The organism is Arthrobacter sp. M2012083, assembly GCF_000281065.1.
Classification (GTDB): domain Bacteria; phylum Actinomycetota; class Actinomycetes; order Actinomycetales; family Micrococcaceae; genus Arthrobacter.
Map to the genome: position 1 here is coordinate 20,687 of NZ_AKKK01000009.1, position 16,181 is coordinate 36,867.

16 protein-coding genes and 1 tRNA gene are annotated in these 16,181 nt (G+C 62.1%); 9 read left to right on the forward strand and 8 right to left on the reverse strand.

From position 1 onward, the window contains the following. Window positions 1-23: 23 nt before the first annotated feature. Entirely contained in the window at window positions 24-506 is a 483-nt protein-coding gene (locus A477_RS0105675; RefSeq protein ID WP_011690592.1) for a CarD family transcriptional regulator, read from the reverse strand. Between the two features lie 293 nt (window positions 507-799). Between A477_RS0105675 and A477_RS0105680 the strand changes: the two genes are divergently transcribed. Continuing rightward, window positions 800-1,336, forward strand: a complete 537-nt coding sequence (locus A477_RS0105680; RefSeq protein ID WP_017198054.1) for a hypothetical protein — start codon at window positions 800-802, stop codon at window positions 1,334-1,336. Window positions 1,337-1,527: 191 nt separating this feature from the next. Here A477_RS0105680 and A477_RS0105685 read toward each other — a convergent pair whose 3' ends face one another. Further along, window positions 1,528-2,208 carry a winged helix-turn-helix domain-containing protein gene (locus A477_RS0105685; protein ID WP_017198055.1) on the reverse strand — a complete coding sequence of 227 codons (681 nt, stop codon included), beginning with the start codon at window positions 2,206-2,208 and terminating at the stop codon, window positions 1,528-1,530. Then, entirely contained in the window at window positions 2,205-3,482 is a 1,278-nt protein-coding gene (locus A477_RS0105690) for a sensor histidine kinase (RefSeq protein ID WP_237715739.1), read from the reverse strand. The genes A477_RS0105685 and A477_RS0105690 overlap by 4 nt, the downstream gene beginning before the upstream one ends. Window positions 3,483-3,681: 199 nt before the next feature. Between A477_RS0105690 and phoU the strand changes: the two genes are divergently transcribed. Beyond that, window positions 3,682-4,335 carry a phosphate signaling complex protein PhoU gene (gene phoU, locus A477_RS0105695; protein ID WP_017198057.1) on the forward strand — a complete coding sequence of 218 codons (654 nt, stop codon included), beginning with the start codon at window positions 3,682-3,684 and terminating at the stop codon, window positions 4,333-4,335. A 72-nt stretch (window positions 4,336-4,407) separates the two neighbouring features. Here phoU and A477_RS0105700 read toward each other — a convergent pair whose 3' ends face one another. After that, a complete protein-coding gene (locus A477_RS0105700; protein WP_026005378.1) occupies window positions 4,408-5,157 on the reverse strand; it encodes a phosphoglyceromutase in 750 nt (249 codons plus the stop codon). A 96-nt stretch (window positions 5,158-5,253) separates the two neighbouring features. On the opposite strand from A477_RS0105700, the gene A477_RS0105705 reads away from it, so the two are divergent. Continuing rightward, window positions 5,254-6,075, forward strand: a complete 822-nt coding sequence (locus A477_RS0105705; protein WP_026005379.1) for a class I SAM-dependent methyltransferase — start codon at window positions 5,254-5,256, stop codon at window positions 6,073-6,075. A 22-nt stretch (window positions 6,076-6,097) separates the two neighbouring features. On the opposite strand, the gene A477_RS0105710 is transcribed toward A477_RS0105705, so the two are convergent. Then, on the reverse strand, window positions 6,098-6,439 hold the full coding sequence (locus A477_RS0105710) for a DUF2516 family protein (RefSeq protein ID WP_017198060.1): 342 nt from the start codon (window positions 6,437-6,439) through the stop codon (window positions 6,098-6,100). Window positions 6,440-6,449: 10 nt separating this feature from the next. After that, the gene (locus tag A477_RS0105715) at window positions 6,450-7,634 is read right to left on the reverse strand and encodes a trans-sulfuration enzyme family protein (RefSeq protein WP_017198061.1); all 1,185 of its coding nucleotides are present in this window, start codon (window positions 7,632-7,634) and stop codon (window positions 6,450-6,452) included. A gap of 73 nt (window positions 7,635-7,707) precedes the next feature. Here A477_RS0105715 and tmk point away from each other — a divergent pair, with 73 nt between their 5' ends. From tmk to A477_RS0105730, 3 genes are read left to right on the forward strand one after another with little or no spacing between them, the layout of a single operon-like run. Beyond that, complete coding sequence (gene tmk, locus A477_RS0105720; protein ID WP_017198062.1) at window positions 7,708-8,406, forward strand: dTMP kinase; 699 nt, start codon at window positions 7,708-7,710, stop codon at window positions 8,404-8,406. Beyond that, entirely contained in the window at window positions 8,403-9,554 is a 1,152-nt protein-coding gene (locus A477_RS0105725; protein WP_017198063.1) for a DNA polymerase III subunit delta', read from the forward strand. Before tmk ends, A477_RS0105725 begins: the two co-directional genes overlap by 4 nt. Window positions 9,555-9,562: 8 nt before the next feature. Further along, window positions 9,563-11,215, forward strand: a complete 1,653-nt coding sequence (locus tag A477_RS0105730) for an alpha/beta hydrolase (RefSeq protein WP_017198064.1) — start codon at window positions 9,563-9,565, stop codon at window positions 11,213-11,215. Here the strand turns inward: A477_RS0105730 and A477_RS0105735 are convergent. Beyond that, a complete protein-coding gene (locus tag A477_RS0105735) occupies window positions 11,212-11,958 on the reverse strand; it encodes an HAD family hydrolase (RefSeq protein ID WP_017198065.1) in 747 nt (248 codons plus the stop codon). The two genes, A477_RS0105730 and A477_RS0105735, sit on opposite strands and share 4 nt — an antisense overlap. Window positions 11,959-12,191: 233 nt before the next feature. Here A477_RS0105735 and A477_RS0105740 point away from each other — a divergent pair. Next, window positions 12,192-12,264 (forward strand) — tRNA-Thr (locus A477_RS0105740). Window positions 12,265-12,437: 173 nt separating this feature from the next. Here A477_RS0105740 and A477_RS0105745 read toward each other — a convergent pair. Beyond that, the gene (locus A477_RS0105745) at window positions 12,438-13,358 is read right to left on the reverse strand and encodes a LysR family transcriptional regulator (protein ID WP_017198066.1); all 921 of its coding nucleotides are present in this window, start codon (window positions 13,356-13,358) and stop codon (window positions 12,438-12,440) included. Window positions 13,359-13,488: 130 nt separating this feature from the next. Here A477_RS0105745 and A477_RS0105750 point away from each other — a divergent pair, with 130 nt between their 5' ends. Together A477_RS0105750 and A477_RS0105755 are read left to right on the forward strand one after the other, a co-directional pair. Then, window positions 13,489-14,190: a type 1 glutamine amidotransferase domain-containing protein gene (locus A477_RS0105750; RefSeq protein ID WP_017198067.1), complete on the forward strand. Its 702-nt coding sequence runs from the start codon at window positions 13,489-13,491 to the stop codon at window positions 14,188-14,190. Window positions 14,191-14,310: 120 nt separating this feature from the next. After that, entirely contained in the window at window positions 14,311-16,164 is a 1,854-nt protein-coding gene (locus A477_RS0105755; protein WP_017198068.1) for a helix-turn-helix domain-containing protein, read from the forward strand. Window positions 16,165-16,181 lie beyond the last annotated feature (17 nt).

A 16,181-nucleotide genomic window follows, 5' to 3' on the forward strand; every position in this document is an offset into this window, starting at 1 on the left:
TTTCGCACCACCGGGCTCAATTCTTAGGAAGCCAAGACCTCGTCGAGAACGCTTGCAGCCTTCTCTTCGTCTGTCTTCTCAGCCAGGGCCAGTTCTGAAATCAGAATCTGCCGCGCCTTGGCCAGCATCCGCTTCTCACCTGCGGAAAGGCCGCGATCGTGATCACGACGCCAAAGATCGCGAACGACCTCTGCCACCTTGATGACATCGCCTGAAGCAAGCTTCTCCAGGTTCGCCTTGTAACGACGTGACCAGTTGGTAGGCTCTTCAGTGAACTCGGCGCGGAGAACGTCAAACACGTGCTCCAAGCCTTCTTTGCCCACTACGTCCCGGACCCCAACAAGGTCAACATTCTCTGCTGGAACTTCAATGGTCAGATCACCCTGAGCCACCTTGAGCTTGAGATACATCTTCTCTTCGCCCTTGATGGTGCGCATCTTGATTTCCTCAATTTTTGCTGCACCGTGGTGAGGGTAAACTACTGTCTCGCCGACCTCAAAAACCATGTGGACTTTCCCCTTTCCCGCAGATTAGTCTATCACGATTAAGGCATACGACTGGCATCGGACAGGCCCTTCTGCCGCGCCAATAAAGGGAATAAGGCCTTAAACGACTTCCTCCAAGGTCTTGACGTATTCCGGTAAAGGTGCTTTGAGCAAGCAACGTGCGATCAAGATCTCCTCCGTTGACGGCGCCACATAGCCTTCCCGAATCCATATTTCCGGGGGTTTGCCGATAGGCTATGGCTGAAAAGTGTTCCAATGACTCTTGAGGAGTAGGTGTCGTGCGCAATACTGCGATGAACCCTGTCCAGCGCGGCAAGCTGGCAATTGCGGCGGCTGCAATCGGCGTCGGTCTTCTGTCCGTCACCGGCTGTGGATTCGTCAACGCCCAGCAGACTACCCACCAGTACTCGGCATCGGACGGGATCAAAGCTGATCTCGGTCCCCTGCAGCTACGCAACATCCTGATTGTTGCCTCGGGCGAGAACGAGCCCGGCCGCGTTATCGGCGCCGTCTTCAACACCTCCGCCACCGACGCCACCCTCACCGTGAGTGGGGCCAACGGCGCCCAGACCGAAATCCCGGTCAAGGCCAACGGGGAGACGTTCCTGAACGACACCGCCGATGCGGCGATCCTCAGCACCGCGGGCGTCATCCCAGGTGGCCTGGTTCCGATCACCATCCGCAGCGGTTCCGACTCCGCTACCGTCAACGTCCCGGTGCTTGACGGCACTCTGCCTGAGTACGCCAAGTACCTGCCCACCACGCCGACCCCGACGGCAACGCCGACGTCCACGGCTACGTCCTCGGAGGCACCGGCCGCCGGTCACTAGGCACGCTACACACCATGCAGCAAAGGAAGGGTCCCGCCTCGGCGGGACCCTTCCTTGTGTGTGTAGCTGCCAAGCTGACGACGCCCAAATTTGCCCGGGCCACCCTGCCGGGCCGACGACACCCAAATCCGGGCATCGTCAGCCGCTTTCCGTGGTGCCAACGAATATGCGCGTCGCCGGTAGGGAAAGCTCTACGGCTCGAACTTGTACCCCAGTCCGCGCACTGTGACCAAGTAACGCGGCGCTGACGGGTCCGGCTCGATCTTGCTGCGAAGCCGCTTCACGTGGACATCGAGTGTCTTGGTGTCCCCCACATAGTCCGAACCCCAGACACGGTCAATCAATTGTCCACGCGTCAATACCCGGCCTGAGTTGCGGAGCAGCATCTCCAGCAGCTCGAACTCCTTGAGCGGCAGCGAAACCTGCTCCCCGTTGACGCTCACCACGTGACGTTCGATGTCCATGCGGACTGGACCGGCCTGCACGGTGGACGTCATGAGTTCCTCCGGCTCACCCTGCCGGCGCAGCACCGCACGGACGCGGGCCACGAGCTCCCGGGACGAATAAGGCTTGGTGACATAGTCATCCGCTCCAAGCTCCAAGCCAACAACCTTGTCGATTTCCGAGTCCTTGGCCGTCAGCATAATGACGGGAACACTGGAACGCTGGCGAAGTTGTCGGCACACTTCCGTGCCCGGCGTTCCCGGCAACTGCAGATCCAGGAGGACAAGGTCGGCACCGTTCCGGTCGAATTCCACCAAGGCGTCGCTGCCGTTGTCCACTACCTCGACGTCAAAACCCTCTTTGCCCAGGAGATAGGACAGGGGGTCGCTGAAGGACTCTTCGTCCTCCACTATCAAAATCCGGCTCAAGCGCTGGCTCCTTGCTCTTGGGCGCCACTGGCGCCCCCTTGATGATTCACGTGATGGGGTTCTTGAATCGCGTGATGAGGCTCGACGGCGGCATCAGCCGCCGGAAGTTCGGAAGATGCAGCCGCAGCGGAAGCCGGAAGGCCGGCGTCGTCATCCTGGCCTTCCATCTCAGGCAGGCGGATGGTGAAGGTTGATCCTTGGCCGGGCTGGGACCACACGGTTACCTCGCCGCCGTGGTTGGACACGACGTGCTTGACGATGCTGAGCCCCAGGCCAGTGCCACCGGTATGCCGCGATCGTGCTGCGTCGACGCGGTAGAACCGCTCGAACACACGCTCCTGGTCCTCCGGAGTCAGGCCTTCGCCTTGGTCCGTGACAGAGATGGCCACCACGCCCTCGCGCGTCCGGACGCCGACACCTACACGCGTGTTTTCCGGTGAATAGCGAATGGCGTTGTCGATCAGGTTGCGGAGTGCTGTCACCAGGAGGTCGCGGTCGCCGAAAACCAGCGACTCGGAGTGCCCGCCCACCACGATCTGGATATTCTTGCTCTCAGCCGGCAGCTGCGAGCGGTCCACGGCCTCGGTGATCACCGTATTGATATCCACCGCGTGGCCCTGCTGGGCAACGTTGGCGCCCTGCAGGCGGGAAAGTTCAATGATGTCCTGGACCAAGGCCGCCAGCCGGCCGGACTCCTTGTGCATGCGCTTGGCGAACCTGCGCACGGCTTCTTCGTCATCAGGCGACGCTTCCAAGGCCTCGGCCAGGAGCGAGATGGCGCCGACGGGTGTCTTGAGTTCGTGGGACACGTTGGCCACGAAGTCGTTGCGGATCTCCTCAGTGCGGGTGATCTCAGTGCGGTCGTCAGCCAGCAGCACGATGTATTCCCAACCGAGCATGGCTGCCCGGACCTGGACCACAATGGTGCCCTTGCCCAGCGGACCGCGCGGGAGTTCGTACTGTTCCTCGAGGATCACCCCGTCCCGGCGGACCTTGGCGGTCATGTCCAGGAGTTGCTTGTGGACCACCGTGTGGCCACGCACCAGGCCATAGGCATACGCTGCCGGACTCGCACGGACTACGCCGTCGATGGCGTCCACCACGACAAAGGCGCGCCCGACGACGGCAAGTACTTCCGCTGCGCCCTCAGGAAGCAGTGGCTCAGTCACGTCCAGGTCCACGATGCTGCGTTGCCGCTCGCTGATCCTGAACGCGAGCATGCCAAAGACGCCCAACGACAGGCCTACGAGACCTGCGACGACACCTATGAGCAATGGATCCACGTGTCCAGCTTATGCTGTGGAAACACGGGCAAGCAGTGATCCAGCGCCAAACGCCGACGGTTCAACTAACGTTCATCTAAAGGAGCCGAACAGTTCACTGGCCCCTGACACAGTTACTGGTTGGACTGTCAATGGTTTTGAAATCCGACCCCCATTGTGGGAATAGGATTTCCAAGGAAAGGACGCCTTAGTGCGCAAGGTTTTTCAGGAGGAGCTCACCCAGGTAGGTGACGACCTCATCGAGATCTCCAAGCTGGTTCACGAAGCAATCACGAAGGCTACTACGTCCTTCGAAGGCGCCGACGTGGATCTTGCCCAGGACGTCATCGCGGCAGATGCCCGCATCGACTTCCTGCAGAACAGCCTCGACGAGCGCGCCATCGACATCCTTGCCCTGCAGGGTCCTGTCGCGAGTGACCTCCGCATGATTGTGGGTTCGCTGCGTATGAGTGCGTCGCTTGAACGCATGGGAGACCTGGCCCGCCACGTTGCCCAGCTGGCGCGCCTGCGCTACCCGGCCACCGTGATTCCGGCGTCGCTGACCCAGACCTTCAAGGCCATGGCCCAGCACGACATCGAAATTACCGCCAAGGTGATCGAACTGCTGGAGACCCGCGATCTTGAGGTAGCCCGCGACATCCTCAAGATCAACATCGCCGTGGACGACCTCCACCTCAGCGTCTTCAAGGCCATTGCTTCCCCCGAGTGGAACGAAAGCCCGTCCACCACGGTGGATGTCGCCCTGGCCAGCCGCTACTTCGAGCGCTTCGCCGACCACGGCGTCTCCGTCGCCCGCAAGGTCACCTACTTGGTGACGGGCGAATGGCAGCCTGAAGGCTTCTAGCCTTTCGCTACTGCAGAACAAACGACGACGGCCGGTCACCTAAGTGACCGGCCGTCGTCGTAGTTTCAACAGTTAGGACTTTTTGCCCTGGTTGGCCACTGCGAGGATGGCCTGTGCTGCTGCGTCGGGGTCCAGGTAGGTTCCGCCCGGGTTGATGGGCTGGAAGTCCTCATCCAGTTCATAGACCAGCGGGATGCCCGTGGGAATGTTCAGCCCGGCGATGGCGTCGTCGCTGATGCCGTCCAAGTGCTTCACGAGGGCACGCAGGGAGTTGCCGTGGGCGGTGACCAGAACGGTCTTGCCGGCCTTGAGGTCTTCCTTGATGTCCGATTCCCAGTAAGGGAGCAGGCGGACCAGGACGTCCTTGAGGCATTCGGTGCGCGGCAGTGCGTCGCCGAGGTCCTTATAGCGGACGTCGTGTGCCTGCGAGAATTCGCTGTCGTCGGACAGGGGCGGCGGCGGGGTGTCGTAGCTGCGGCGCCATTCCATGAACTGCTCTTCGCCGTATTCGGCAAGGGTCTGGGCCTTGTCCTTGCCCTGCAGGGCGCCGTAGTGGCGCTCATTCAGGCGCCAGTCGCGCTTGACGGGGATCCACCCGCGGTCGGCCTTGTCCAAGGCCATGTTGGCGGTGTTGATGGCACGCTTCAGGAGCGAGGTGTAGAGGACGTCCGGAAGGATCTCGTTCTCAACCAGGAGCTCTCCACCGCGCACTGCTTCTTCGCGGCCTTGATCGTTCAGGTCAACGTCCACCCAACCGGTGAACAGGTTCTTGGCGTTCCATTCGCTGTGGCCATGGCGCAGCAGAATCAGCTTGTAAGTCATGGTTTTCATCCTAGCCGAGCACTTACGTGCCCTGCCCGGCGTTACGTCCGGCAACGAACCCCGCGGACTGATGCGGGCAAGGATAAAGTGGGGGCCGTGGTACAAAAAGCGGAACGGGTGGGCTCTCCCCGCAGCCGGGGCGGAAAGCCGGTTGGCAACATCACTCGCGGCACCACGAATCCCAATCGCATGCGCCGCTTGGACCGCTGGTTGGCGGGACCCCAAGCGTGGCGGCTGCGCGCCGCCGTCGACCCCCTTGTTGTGGACCTTGGCTATGGCGCCTCGCCGACCACCGCCGTCGAGCTTTTCGAACGGCTGCAGGCCGTGCGCCCGGATGTCCGGGTCTGCGGGATTGAGATTGAACCGGAGCGCGTGCGCAGCGCCAAAGCACTCGAGCGACCAGGACTGAGCTTCCACGTGGGCGGCTTCGAAGTCCCTGTTCCCGGTGACCCGGTTTTGGTGCGGGCATTCAACGTGCTGCGGCAATATGAGGAAGCGGACGTCGCCGGAATCTGGCGGTTGGTGCAGTCACGGCTGGCGCCCGGCGGCCTGTTCATTGATGGAACCTGCGATGAAATAGGCCGGCGCGTCACGTGGGTGGCGTTGGATGAGGAACGTCCCTTGAGCCTGAGTTTCTCCATGCGGTTCGGCAGTTTCGAACTGCCTTCCGAGGTCGCGGAGCGGCTGCCCAAAGCCCTGATTCACCGCAATGTGCCGGGCGAACCGGTCCACGCGTTCCTACAGGCCATGGATAAGGCCTGGCTGGAAGCGGCACCCTTGGCTTCGTTCGGAAACCGGCAGCGCTGGACGGGCATGTGCCGTTCACTGCGAGACGTCGGATGGCCGCTTCAGGATGGTCCGGCAAGGTGGCGTCTAGGCGAAGTTACCGTGGCATGGGACGCCGTAGCGCCCCGCTAAGCCTTATTTTCCAGTATCGCCTTTACCAGGGGCCGTACGGACCGACATTTCGGTTGCCGCCACTGCCGGCCTCACGCACGGCGGGGCGGACATCGGCAAGGTAGACGCAAGCAGCGGTCACGGCAGCGATGCCAAACAACCCCAGCCCGCTGCCGCCGGTGAGGACGGTCAAGGCGCCGATGGCCAGCGCCACGCCAGTGAGCGCAAGCCAAAAGGTCTTGGTGCGCTTGGAAGCCGCCACGAAGAGCGTCGGCTTATGGCGCAGGCAGTCCGCGAAGGCCCACAGTTCCAAGGCAAGGGCTACCAAGCCAAGGATGAAGTACACCGCGTTGGTGACAATCGCGATCAAGAATTTTCCGTCCACGTTCTCCAGCCTAACCGTCCAGCGACTTCAGCGCTTGCTCAAGGTCGGACCAGAGGTCCTCCACGTTCTCGATCCCGACGCTCAACCGGACCAGATTCTCCGGGACGCTGAGCGGCTCAGCCGTGTGACGGCGTCGGCGTTCAATCAGCGACTCAACCCCGCCCAGGGACGTCGCCGGAAGCCAGAGCTGCAAAGCTCGGACCATTTCGTCTGCGGCGTCGGCACCGCTGCGGTGTTCGTCGCCTGCGATGTGGATGCAGAGAATGGAACCGAAACCCTTCATCTGCTCCTTTGCGCGTTGATGGCCCGGGTCCGTGGGGAGGCCGGGGAACCGGATGGCTTCTACGCGAGGGTGGCTGCTGAGGCGTTCAGCGAGCGTCGCAGCCGAGGCTTGGGAACGCTCGATCCGCAGCGCCAACGTACGGAGGCCGCGCAGTGCCAGCCAGGCCTCAAAGGGTCCGGCGATACCGCCGTGGATGATTCGGTGGTGAAGCAGGGTGGCGCGCAGTTCCGGGTCGGACGTCACCAAGGCACCAAGGACAACGTCCGAATGGCCGGCCAGGTACTTGGTCACTGAATGAAGCACGACGTCGGAACCCAGGCTGAGCGGCTGCTGCACCAAAGGCGTGGAGAAGGTATTGTCCGTGACCACGATTGCGCCCGATGCGTGTGCGGCCTCAGTGAGCGCGCGGACGTCGGCGATGCCGAGCATCGGGTTGGTGGGGCTTTCCAGCCAGAGCAGGTCCGCATTCTTGCCGTTTTCAGGCTTGATGAGGGCTTTCACCGCGTCCGTGTCCGTGATGTCAACGGTCCGAAGCTCCAGGAAGCCCTTCTCCGCCAGTTCAGTGGCCATAACCAGGGAACCTGCGTAACTGTGAGAGGGCATCACCACCACACCGCCGGCGGGAACAAGCGACAACGCTGAGCTGACCGCTGCCAGGCCGGAGGCATACAGCAGGCCCGGCAGGGTGGCGCCTTCAAGTTTGGCCAGCGCATCCTCGAAAGGATCCCAAGTAGGGTTCGCGTAGCGTCCGTAACCGCGGTCGCCGTCGCCTAATGAACCTGTTCCGAAGTATGTGGAGGACAGGACGATTGGCGGATTCACTGGCTCGTCGTGAGCACGGTCGGGGCGACCGGCCGCAACGACAACAGTTTCCGGAGACAAATCGGCGGCGTGCTGATCGGAAAGGCTCATGGTTTCAGCGTAGTCGTGGGCAATGCTGTGGATAAAAGCCGTCTCGTATGCCGGTGGTCGGTAGGCTAGTCGAGTGAGTATTAAGAGCCCAGGCCTTTTCATCGCCTTCGAAGGCGGGGACGGAGCGGGCAAGTCCACGCAGGCCGCCCGGCTCTCTGACGCCCTCGAGTCACGGGGCTTTTCCGTGCTGCGCACGCGCGAACCAGGCGGCACCCCCATCGGCGAGAAACTGCGTTCCCTGGTCCTGGACCACGGGCACGGCACCATCGATCCCCGTACCGAAGCCCTCATGTTCGCCGCCGCCCGCGCAGCCCACGCCAGCCAGGTGATTCGTCCCGCCCTGGCCGACGGAACCGTTGTCATTACGGACCGCTACATCGATTCGTCCGTTGCCTATCAGGGCGCCGGCCGCGGCCTCGGCGCCGAGGGCGTTTTGTCACTCAACGAATGGGCCACCGAAGGCCTGCATCCGGACCTGACAGTACTGCTCGACGTCGACCCCTCCGATGGTCGCCAACGGCGCACAGCCGGGGACGCCACCGAGGACAGGCTGGAGTCTGAGCCTGACGACTTCCATTCCGCCATCCGGCACGCTTTCCTGGACCTTGCAGCAGCTGCACCGTCCAGTTATCTGGTGCTGCCCGCCAACGCCGACATTGAAACGTTGGCCGCCCGGATTTTGGAGCGGGTGGAGTCGCTCCTCGTTGACAACGGAGTGCCTGCTAATTCCGCGTCGCTGGAAAGCGAAACCGTTACGGGCGACCGCCCGTGAGCGTCTGGGACGACCTCCAAGGGCAAGCGCCAGTCGTTGCCCAGCTCAAGCAGGCGGCGCAAGGCGAAACCGGACTTACCCATGCTTGGCTGTTTACCGGCCCGCCGGGATCCGGCCGTTCGAACGCAGCCAAGGCCTTCGCCGCCGCCTTGAACTGCGAGCAGGACGACGTCACCATGCGTGGCTGCGGCGAGTGCGCAGCGTGCCATACGATCCTCGGTGAGACGCACTCGGATGTAACGTTCGTGCGCACCGAGAAGGTCACCATCACCATCGACGAGGCCCGCGAACTCGTGTCCAAGGCGGGCGACCGACCGGCAACGGGGCGGTGGCGGATCATCGTTGTGGAGGATGCTGACCGCATGGCAGAGCGCACCACCAACGTTCTGCTGAAAGCCATTGAAGAACCCACTCCCAGGACCATCTGGATGTTGTGTGCGCCCTCCCCCGCCGACGTCCTTGTCACCATCCGTTCGCGATGCCGTCCCGTGAGCCTGCGGCTGCCGCCAGCCTCCGACGTCGCTGACCTTCTGGTGAGGCGGGACGGCGTCGAGCGCCAACTCGCGGACCGTGCGGCGCGTGCCGCGCAAAGCCACATAGGGATCGCCCGGCGCTTGGCCCGCGACGCTGATGCGAGGCAACGTCGGATGGATACCGTTCGTATCCCGCTTGGCCTGCGAGGCGTCACCGCTGCCGTGATGATGGCCGAAAAGCTGGTCAAGATCGCCACCGAAGAAGCCAACAGCTCCAACGATGAACGCGACGCCGCAGAGAAGATCGCGCTCCTGGCGAGCCTGGGCGCTCCGGAATCCGGCACGCTTCCACCGTCCATGCGTAGCCAGGTCAAGCAACTTGAGGACGACCAGAAACGGCGTGCCAAGCGCTCCATCACCGACTCGTTGGACCGCACGCTGACGGATCTTCTGTCTTTCTACCGGGACGTCCTCATCATCCAATTGGGGAACGCAGTGGAACTGGTCAACGTTGAACTCAAGAGCGAACTGGAAGAATTCGCGGGCCATTCAACGCCGGAAACCACCCTGGCCCGGATGGATGCCATCAACAAAGCCCGTGTCCGAATCACCACCACCAACGTGGCGCCGCTGTTGGCGGTCGAGTCCATGGCCACCAGCCTCATCCAGCAATAGGAGAATGCATGAAGTCCGCACCCCGCCGGTCCGCCGGTACCCCTTCAAGGGACCGGTCTGCCCAGCTTGATGCGGGTGGTGGTTCGGCAGGCCGGGGTGCTACAGGGCGGGGTTTAGCAGGGCAAGGATCCCGCCGTGGGTTCGCGGCGCTATGCATTGCCGTTGCTTCCATGCTGGTATTGAGCGCCTGCACCCTTCCGTTCATGCCAACCCCAACGGCCAAGCCATCCACCAGTACGGTGGATCCGTCCATCGCTGCCTCAGCTCCTGAAGGCTTGGAAAAGTTCTACTCGCAGTCGGTGGAGTGGGGTTCATGCGAAGACGGCTACCATTGCGGCAAGGTTCAGGTGCCGAAGGACTACGCTGATCCGGCGTCCGGGGACATCACGCTTTCCGTCATCAAGTTGCCCAGCACCGGCAACAAGCAAGGGTCCATCCTGGTAAACCCCGGCGGACCTGGTGGCTCCGGCGTCGACTTCATCAAGGATGCCGGCAACACCCACTTCACCGAGAAGCTGCGGGCCAACTACGATGTGGTCGGTTTTGATCCCCGGGGCGTGGGCCGCTCCGCTCCTGTGACCTGCATGACCGACGCCGAACGTGACGCCGCCCGTGAAAAGGTGTTCCGCAAGAACACGGACGAGGGTCTTGCTGCCGCCCTTGCCTTCAACAAAGCCTTCGCTGAGCAGTGCGCCCAGCAGACCGGTGATGTCTTGGGCCACATCGATACCGTGAGCGCCGCCAAGGACCTGGACATCCTTCGCGCCGTGGCGAACGATGCCAAGCTCAACTACCTGGGCTTCTCCTATGGCACGTTCCTCGGATCCACTTATGCTTCGCTCTTCCCGGACAACGTGGGCCGCGTGGTCCTTGACGGCGCCGTGGATCCAGCAATCAGCAACGAGGAGCTAACAGCCGGTCAGGCACGCGCCTTCGAAAGGGCCCTCCGCACCTATGTGACCAGCTGCCAGGGACAGCAGCAGTGTCCCCTGAGTGGATCCGTGGACAACGGTGTGCAGGAAATCCGTGACCTCATCAACGCCGTTGACCAGAATCCCCAGACCGCCAAGGACGGCCGTCTGGTGACGTCCAACGACTTCGTCAACGGCCTCATTCTGCCCCTCTACAACGACCAAAGCTGGCCGGCCCTTACTCAGGCCCTGGAGAGCGCCTTCTCCGGTGACGTCTCGCAGATGATGCGGCTCGCGGACCTGGGTGCAGACCGCGAACCCAACGGAACATACAGCTCCAACTCCGCTTTCGCGTTCCAGGCCATCAACTGCCTGGACTACCCGATGGTTACGGACACTGCCGGCATGCGGGCCGAAGAAGACCGTCTCTTGCAGGACTCCCCCACGTTCGGTGCGTTCTTCGCCTACGGAGGTGTCACCTGCAAGGACTGGCCCTACCCCAGCACCCGCACACCGGCACCCGTGGATTACAACGGTTCTGCGCCCATTGTTGTGGTGGGTACCACCGGCGATCCCGCCACCCCGCTCGAGTGGTCCCAGTCGCTGCGCAAGCAACTTGAGAATGCTTCGCTCGTCACCTGGGAAGGTGAGGGGCACACAGCCTACGGCCGCGCGAACTCGTGCGTCAGCACCGCCGTCGACGACTACTTCGTAGATGGAAAGCTGCCGCAGGACGGCCTCACATGCTAAAGGTGCCTGGCTTCCCGCTTCTCCACCAGGAGGGGGAGCTGCTTGATGGAATCCACGACGACGGTGGCTCCGGCCGCGCGTAGCGTCGCTTCCGAGTGGGAGCCGGTGAGGACGCCCGCCACGAGGGATGCTCCGGAACGAACGCCCGACAGCATGTCCGAACTCGTATCGCCCACCACTGCCACCTCCCGCACGTCGTCGAGGTCCAGTGCGAGCACGGCAGTCAGGATCATGTCCGGGTAGGGACGTCCGCGCCCGGCATCGGCAGGGCAGAGGCTTAAGTCCGCCAGGCCCATCCACCCGAGCGATTCCAGCACCATGTTTTGCGTATGGCGGCCGAATCCCGTGGCCAGGCAAATCTGCATACCGGACTCACGCATCCATAGAATGGCGTCCTCCGCTCCGGCAATGGCGCGGACACCGCCGTCCTCAATGAGATCGTCATAGGTGTTTTCGAAAACTTTGTTGGCGCTTTCGGCCACGGCCGGATCCTCGAAGAGGTGACTGAAGACCGTCATTTTCGAGAAGCCCATGGTGTCCCGGGCATAGCCGAGCATGCTCTCGAACCTGTTGGTGCCCGGTTCGATGCCGTGTTCCACAAGTGCTTTGGACATGGCCCGCTCTGTGCGGCCATCATCGGTGATGGTCGTGCCCACCATGTCCACGACGGCTAGCCTCAGCCGGTTCGGTGCATGGCTGTCGTCCCTGCTAATTTCGTCCCCGTTCAATGCGTCCCCGGTCATGGAGCGGCTCCTTCAGCTTGTTACGCGACTTCGCTTGTATGCATGGCGGATGGATCTCGCCACAGTTGATTCCCCAGCTTCCGGCTGCAGGGAAACCACGGCCTGAACCCGGTCCGACGCGCGGGTGAACATCCCCGCAACGGCCGCCACTGCCCTCGTTTTGACCCGGGTGCGGTGCCTCTATTACAGTTATGTCTTGCGTGATCGCCCGGGAAACCGGTGATGAACGCGGTGCTTCCTTAGCTCAGTCGGTAGAGCGTTTCACTCGTAATGAAAAGGTCATCAGTTCGATTCTGATAGGAAGCTCGTAGACAACCCCCGGAAATCAAGGATTTCCGGGGGTTTTCTGTTTTCTTGACACATCTAGAACCCGTGAAAATCGGCGAGGCATCTAGTGTTCCTGGCGCTGGCACAGAAGATATCAGAGGCGCATGGCGGCCAACTTACTATTGAACCCAACCAAGATGGTGGCCTGACTGTCACGGCTTTGTTGGACTCTTACCAGAGGTCTGACTTAGGCGCTCGATAGCGGATGCGAGGGAGCGTAACGGATGGCTGCGGTTAAGGTCGCCGGTTCGGGTGGCCAGATACACGGTGTTCAGCGGCGCAAACTCGGGGGTGTGCAAGGCCACGAGTTTCCCCGCGACGATATCTTCTTCCACTAAATAGCTGGGCAACACAGACATTCCGGCGCCAGCCAGAACGGCCGCGCGCACTCCGCGAAGATCCGGAACGATGCAGTTGCTCCTGAGATCATCAGGACGTCTCTGGAAGACGGTCCGCCAGTAACGGCGAACGATCGGCAGGTTCTCGGCGTAGGCAACCACAGGAATCCTTGCCAGTTCAGCCTCCATTGGCTCGTCACCCGGGAGGCTGGTTTGCCAGGACGGCGCTGCCACCAGTACAAATTCTTCGTCGAAGAGGGGCGATGCCGTAACACCCTGGAGCCGGGGACGGACTGCGCTGACCACCATGTCCAGGTGGCCGGCGCGCAACTGCTCAAGCAAGTCGTCAACCAGTCCAAAGCGAATCCTTAGCCTGACTCCAATGGCTTGGGTGAGCTCCGGGGTTCCCGGCAAGAGCATGGCCGTGACGAACTCTGCCGGACCGCCTAAGTGAAGAGACTCATCTGCTCCTGAAACGTTGTACACAAAGGCGAGATCGTCCAAGGCGTCGATGTGCGGGCCAACGTCACGCGCCAATTCGTCGGCTTTAGGAGTCGGGGTGACGCCCGCGGGGCTCCGCTCAAAGAGCCGCAAGCCAAGGTTCAGTTCCAGGGAGTGGACATGCGTTGAGGCTGTTGGCTGCGAAATGCCCAGCATTCTTGCGGCTTCGGTCAGGGACCCCACACGGTAAACCGTGAGGAAGGTCCGTAAGTGTTCCATGTTGTGAGTGGCCATCGGTGCAATCCTCGCATGGGCACGCCCAAAGAATTCCTATGGGGGCCACAGCATTCTCTATGCCAATGCGGCAGTCGCGAGGAGCACCATCGAATAGCGACCCGCTTTACCTTCTCCCGAAAGGAACCTCATGTCCCGCATTCTTATGGTTGTTTCAGCAGCCGATTCCCTGGAACTCGCTGACGGCACCCTCCACCCCACGGGCGTCTGGGCCGAGGAACTCGTAGTTGCCCATAAAGCCCTCAAAGCCTCGGGCGCAGCCATCACCATCGCCAGCCCGGGCGGAAAGAAGCCAACGGTGGACCCTGGCTCGTTGAACCCGGACATCGTGGGCGACAAGGAAAAGGTTGAGGAGTTCAAGCAGTACATCGGGGAAATAGCAGACGAACTCGAAACCCCCCACTCCCTGGGCGCCGTCAATGTGGCCGAATTCGACGCCGTCGTCCTGCCGGGCGGGCACGGTCCCATGGCCGATCTTGCCACGGACGCCGAGCTCGGTGCCTTGCTCGTAGCGGCGGACCATAGCGGAAAAATCATCGCTCCCTTCTGCCACGGCCCCGCGGGCTTGCTCAGCGCCACTGCCTCGGACGGCAGCTTCGCTTTCGCTGGCCGTGAGCTGACGGTATTCACAGACGAGGAAGAGCTCACCGGCGGCACCGGCGAGAAAACCCCCTGGCTGGTCGCCACCACGCTCGCCGAGCGGGGCGCGATCGTGAAAGCAGGCCCTGCCTGGAGCAGCTTCGTGGTCCGCGACGGCAACCTCATCAGCGGTCAGAACCCGCAGTCCAGCGAGGCTGTAGCGGCCGCCGTCGTCTCCGCGCTCACCGAGTAAACCCAGCCGCTAAGAACCGCCAACGACGGCGACCCGACCGGACCGCTGTCAACCGCGGCGCGGTGGCGTCGCCGTCGTTTAGCTCTATCCTCCCAATCCAACAATGGCAATACTGAGACTGTGAAAGAGCGGTCAGATCGAGCGGCCGAACGCCTCCGGAACTGGCTGAAGGCGCTCGGCTCCATAGGTTCTGCAGTGAACCAGGGAGTATCCGTTGACGAGCTTCTGACCATGGTGGCCAAAACCGCCAGCGAATTGATGAGTTACGATTTTTCCTCGGTGACAGTCCCCGATGCCACTGGTACGGTCCTGCAGATCCGAGGTTCTTACGGCCTCTCCGATGAGTACATCCGGGACGTCAACTCACTCCACCCGATCCGCTTGCGAGGCACGTCCTTGCGCTCCCCGTCCAGCCAGGCCTTTGCTATGGGCATACCCATCCAAATCCAGGATGCCGGCACCGATCCGTCCCTTGGCCCATGGGCCGCGGCAGCGCTTGAGCAAGGCTACACGTCGATGATCGCTATCCCGCTCAACGCCCCGGGTGGCACCTTGGGGATCCTCAATTGCTTTACACGGCGGGCCCATCATTTCGACCCGGAGGAAGTTTCACTGCTTGCGGTCCTGGCAGACCAAGCTGCAATCGCCATCAACACCGCCCGACTTCGTGCCGATCAAACCAGCACCATCATTAAGCTGAATGCGCTGAATCAGACGTTGGAGGAACAATACGAGCTCCAACGGCAAGTGGCCGAAGTTCACCAGCGGCTTACGTCCTTGGCTCTCAGCGGAGGTGGCTTGGATGACATAGGAACGGCGCTTTCAGAGCTGCTTTCACGCGCCGTGGTGATCCGAAGCGGCCACGAAACGGTAATGTGCGGCTCCGCGTCTAAGTCGGACATGCAGTTGGAAGCGCTGATGAAAGAGGCAACTCAAGGCGTTCGACATCCCGTAAAAGCCGGCACAGGCCTCACCAACGTTACGTTGCGCCTCGGTGATGGGTCACGAGCCTCTGCCATTCGTGCTGCCGTGGTGGTCAAGGAAGAAGTCGTAGCCTGGATATGGACTATCGGCAGCGTAGAAGAATTCACCCCGTTGGACCTGAGAGCGATCGAGCACGCGGCCACAGTTGTTGCCTTGGAACTCCTCAGCGCCCGGAGCGCCGCCGAAGTGGCTTGGCACCAGGCGGGGGAAATCCTCAGGGAGATCCTTACCACCCGGGGTCCGCTGCCAGCCTCACTCATCACACGGGCTGCGCGGATGGGGCACAATCTATCCCAATCGCATGCCCTCATCCTTTGGTCTGGCATCCCGGAGAACACCACTGGCCTGCAGGATCGGCTCGCTGGCGCGGTTCACCACCTGGTGGAGTACACCCGTCCCCAACCGTTGATGGGCTTTCACCATGATTTTGTTGTCACGCTGTGGCCTTTAGGGGACAGCCCAGTGGAGTCCATCCGCCCCGTCGCAGAAAGTCTGCGCCTCGTCCTGAGGGATGGCGGTGAGGGAATCGATGCTTCCCTTTCGGTACTTACGGGACCGCTATCCGGCCCGCAGGGTTACCTCGAGGCGTTCTCCGTGGTCATGGGCGCGGCCCATCTGGCCCGGCTCAGGGGAATCGGCGGGCGAACCCTGCTGGTGTCCGATTTGGGCACGGCGGGGCTATTGCTTCAGGTGCCGGACTCCTCCAAGGTCCGATCCTTTTGCGAAGAAGTCCTGGGGCCTTTACGCCGGCACGACTCGTCCCGACGGACAACCCTGCTTCAGACGCTCAGGACCTTGATGCGGAACAACCTGGACGAGGGCGTGACAGCCGCACAGCTATCACTGGACATAGATGCGATCGCGAGGGACCGACGGTTGGTCGAGAAACTCCTGGGTAGGGAGCTGACGAATGTGGCCACCCTGACGCATCTCGCCGCCGCGTTGGAGCTGGAGGATGTTCTTACCGCGCTTGATGCAGGGGGACACTAAACCTGGTCCCATGAGAG

What these genes read in the sequence shown, in the direction of transcription:
- A477_RS0105675 (WP_011690592.1), bottom strand. Translation starts at nt 506, where the DNA reads ATGGTTTTTGAGGTCGGCGAGACAGTAGTTTACCCTCACCACGGTGCA.
- A477_RS0105680 (WP_017198054.1), top strand. Translation starts at nt 800, where the DNA reads ATGAACCCTGTCCAGCGCGGCAAGCTGGCAATTGCGGCGGCTGCAATC.
- A477_RS0105700 (WP_026005378.1), bottom strand. Translation starts at nt 5,157, where the DNA reads ATGACTTACAAGCTGATTCTGCTGCGCCATGGCCACAGCGAATGGAAC.
- A477_RS0105715 (WP_017198061.1), bottom strand. Translation starts at nt 7,634, where the DNA reads ATGAGCCTTTCCGATCAGCACGCCGCCGATTTGTCTCCGGAAACTGTT.
- A477_RS0105730 (WP_017198064.1), top strand. Translation starts at nt 9,563, where the DNA reads ATGAAGTCCGCACCCCGCCGGTCCGCCGGTACCCCTTCAAGGGACCGG.
- A477_RS0105735 (WP_017198065.1), bottom strand. Translation starts at nt 11,958, where the DNA reads ATGACCGGGGACGCATTGAACGGGGACGAAATTAGCAGGGACGACAGC.
- A477_RS0105745 (WP_017198066.1), bottom strand. Translation starts at nt 13,358, where the DNA reads ATGGCCACTCACAACATGGAACACTTACGGACCTTCCTCACGGTTTAC.
- A477_RS0105750 (WP_017198067.1), top strand. Translation starts at nt 13,489, where the DNA reads ATGTCCCGCATTCTTATGGTTGTTTCAGCAGCCGATTCCCTGGAACTC.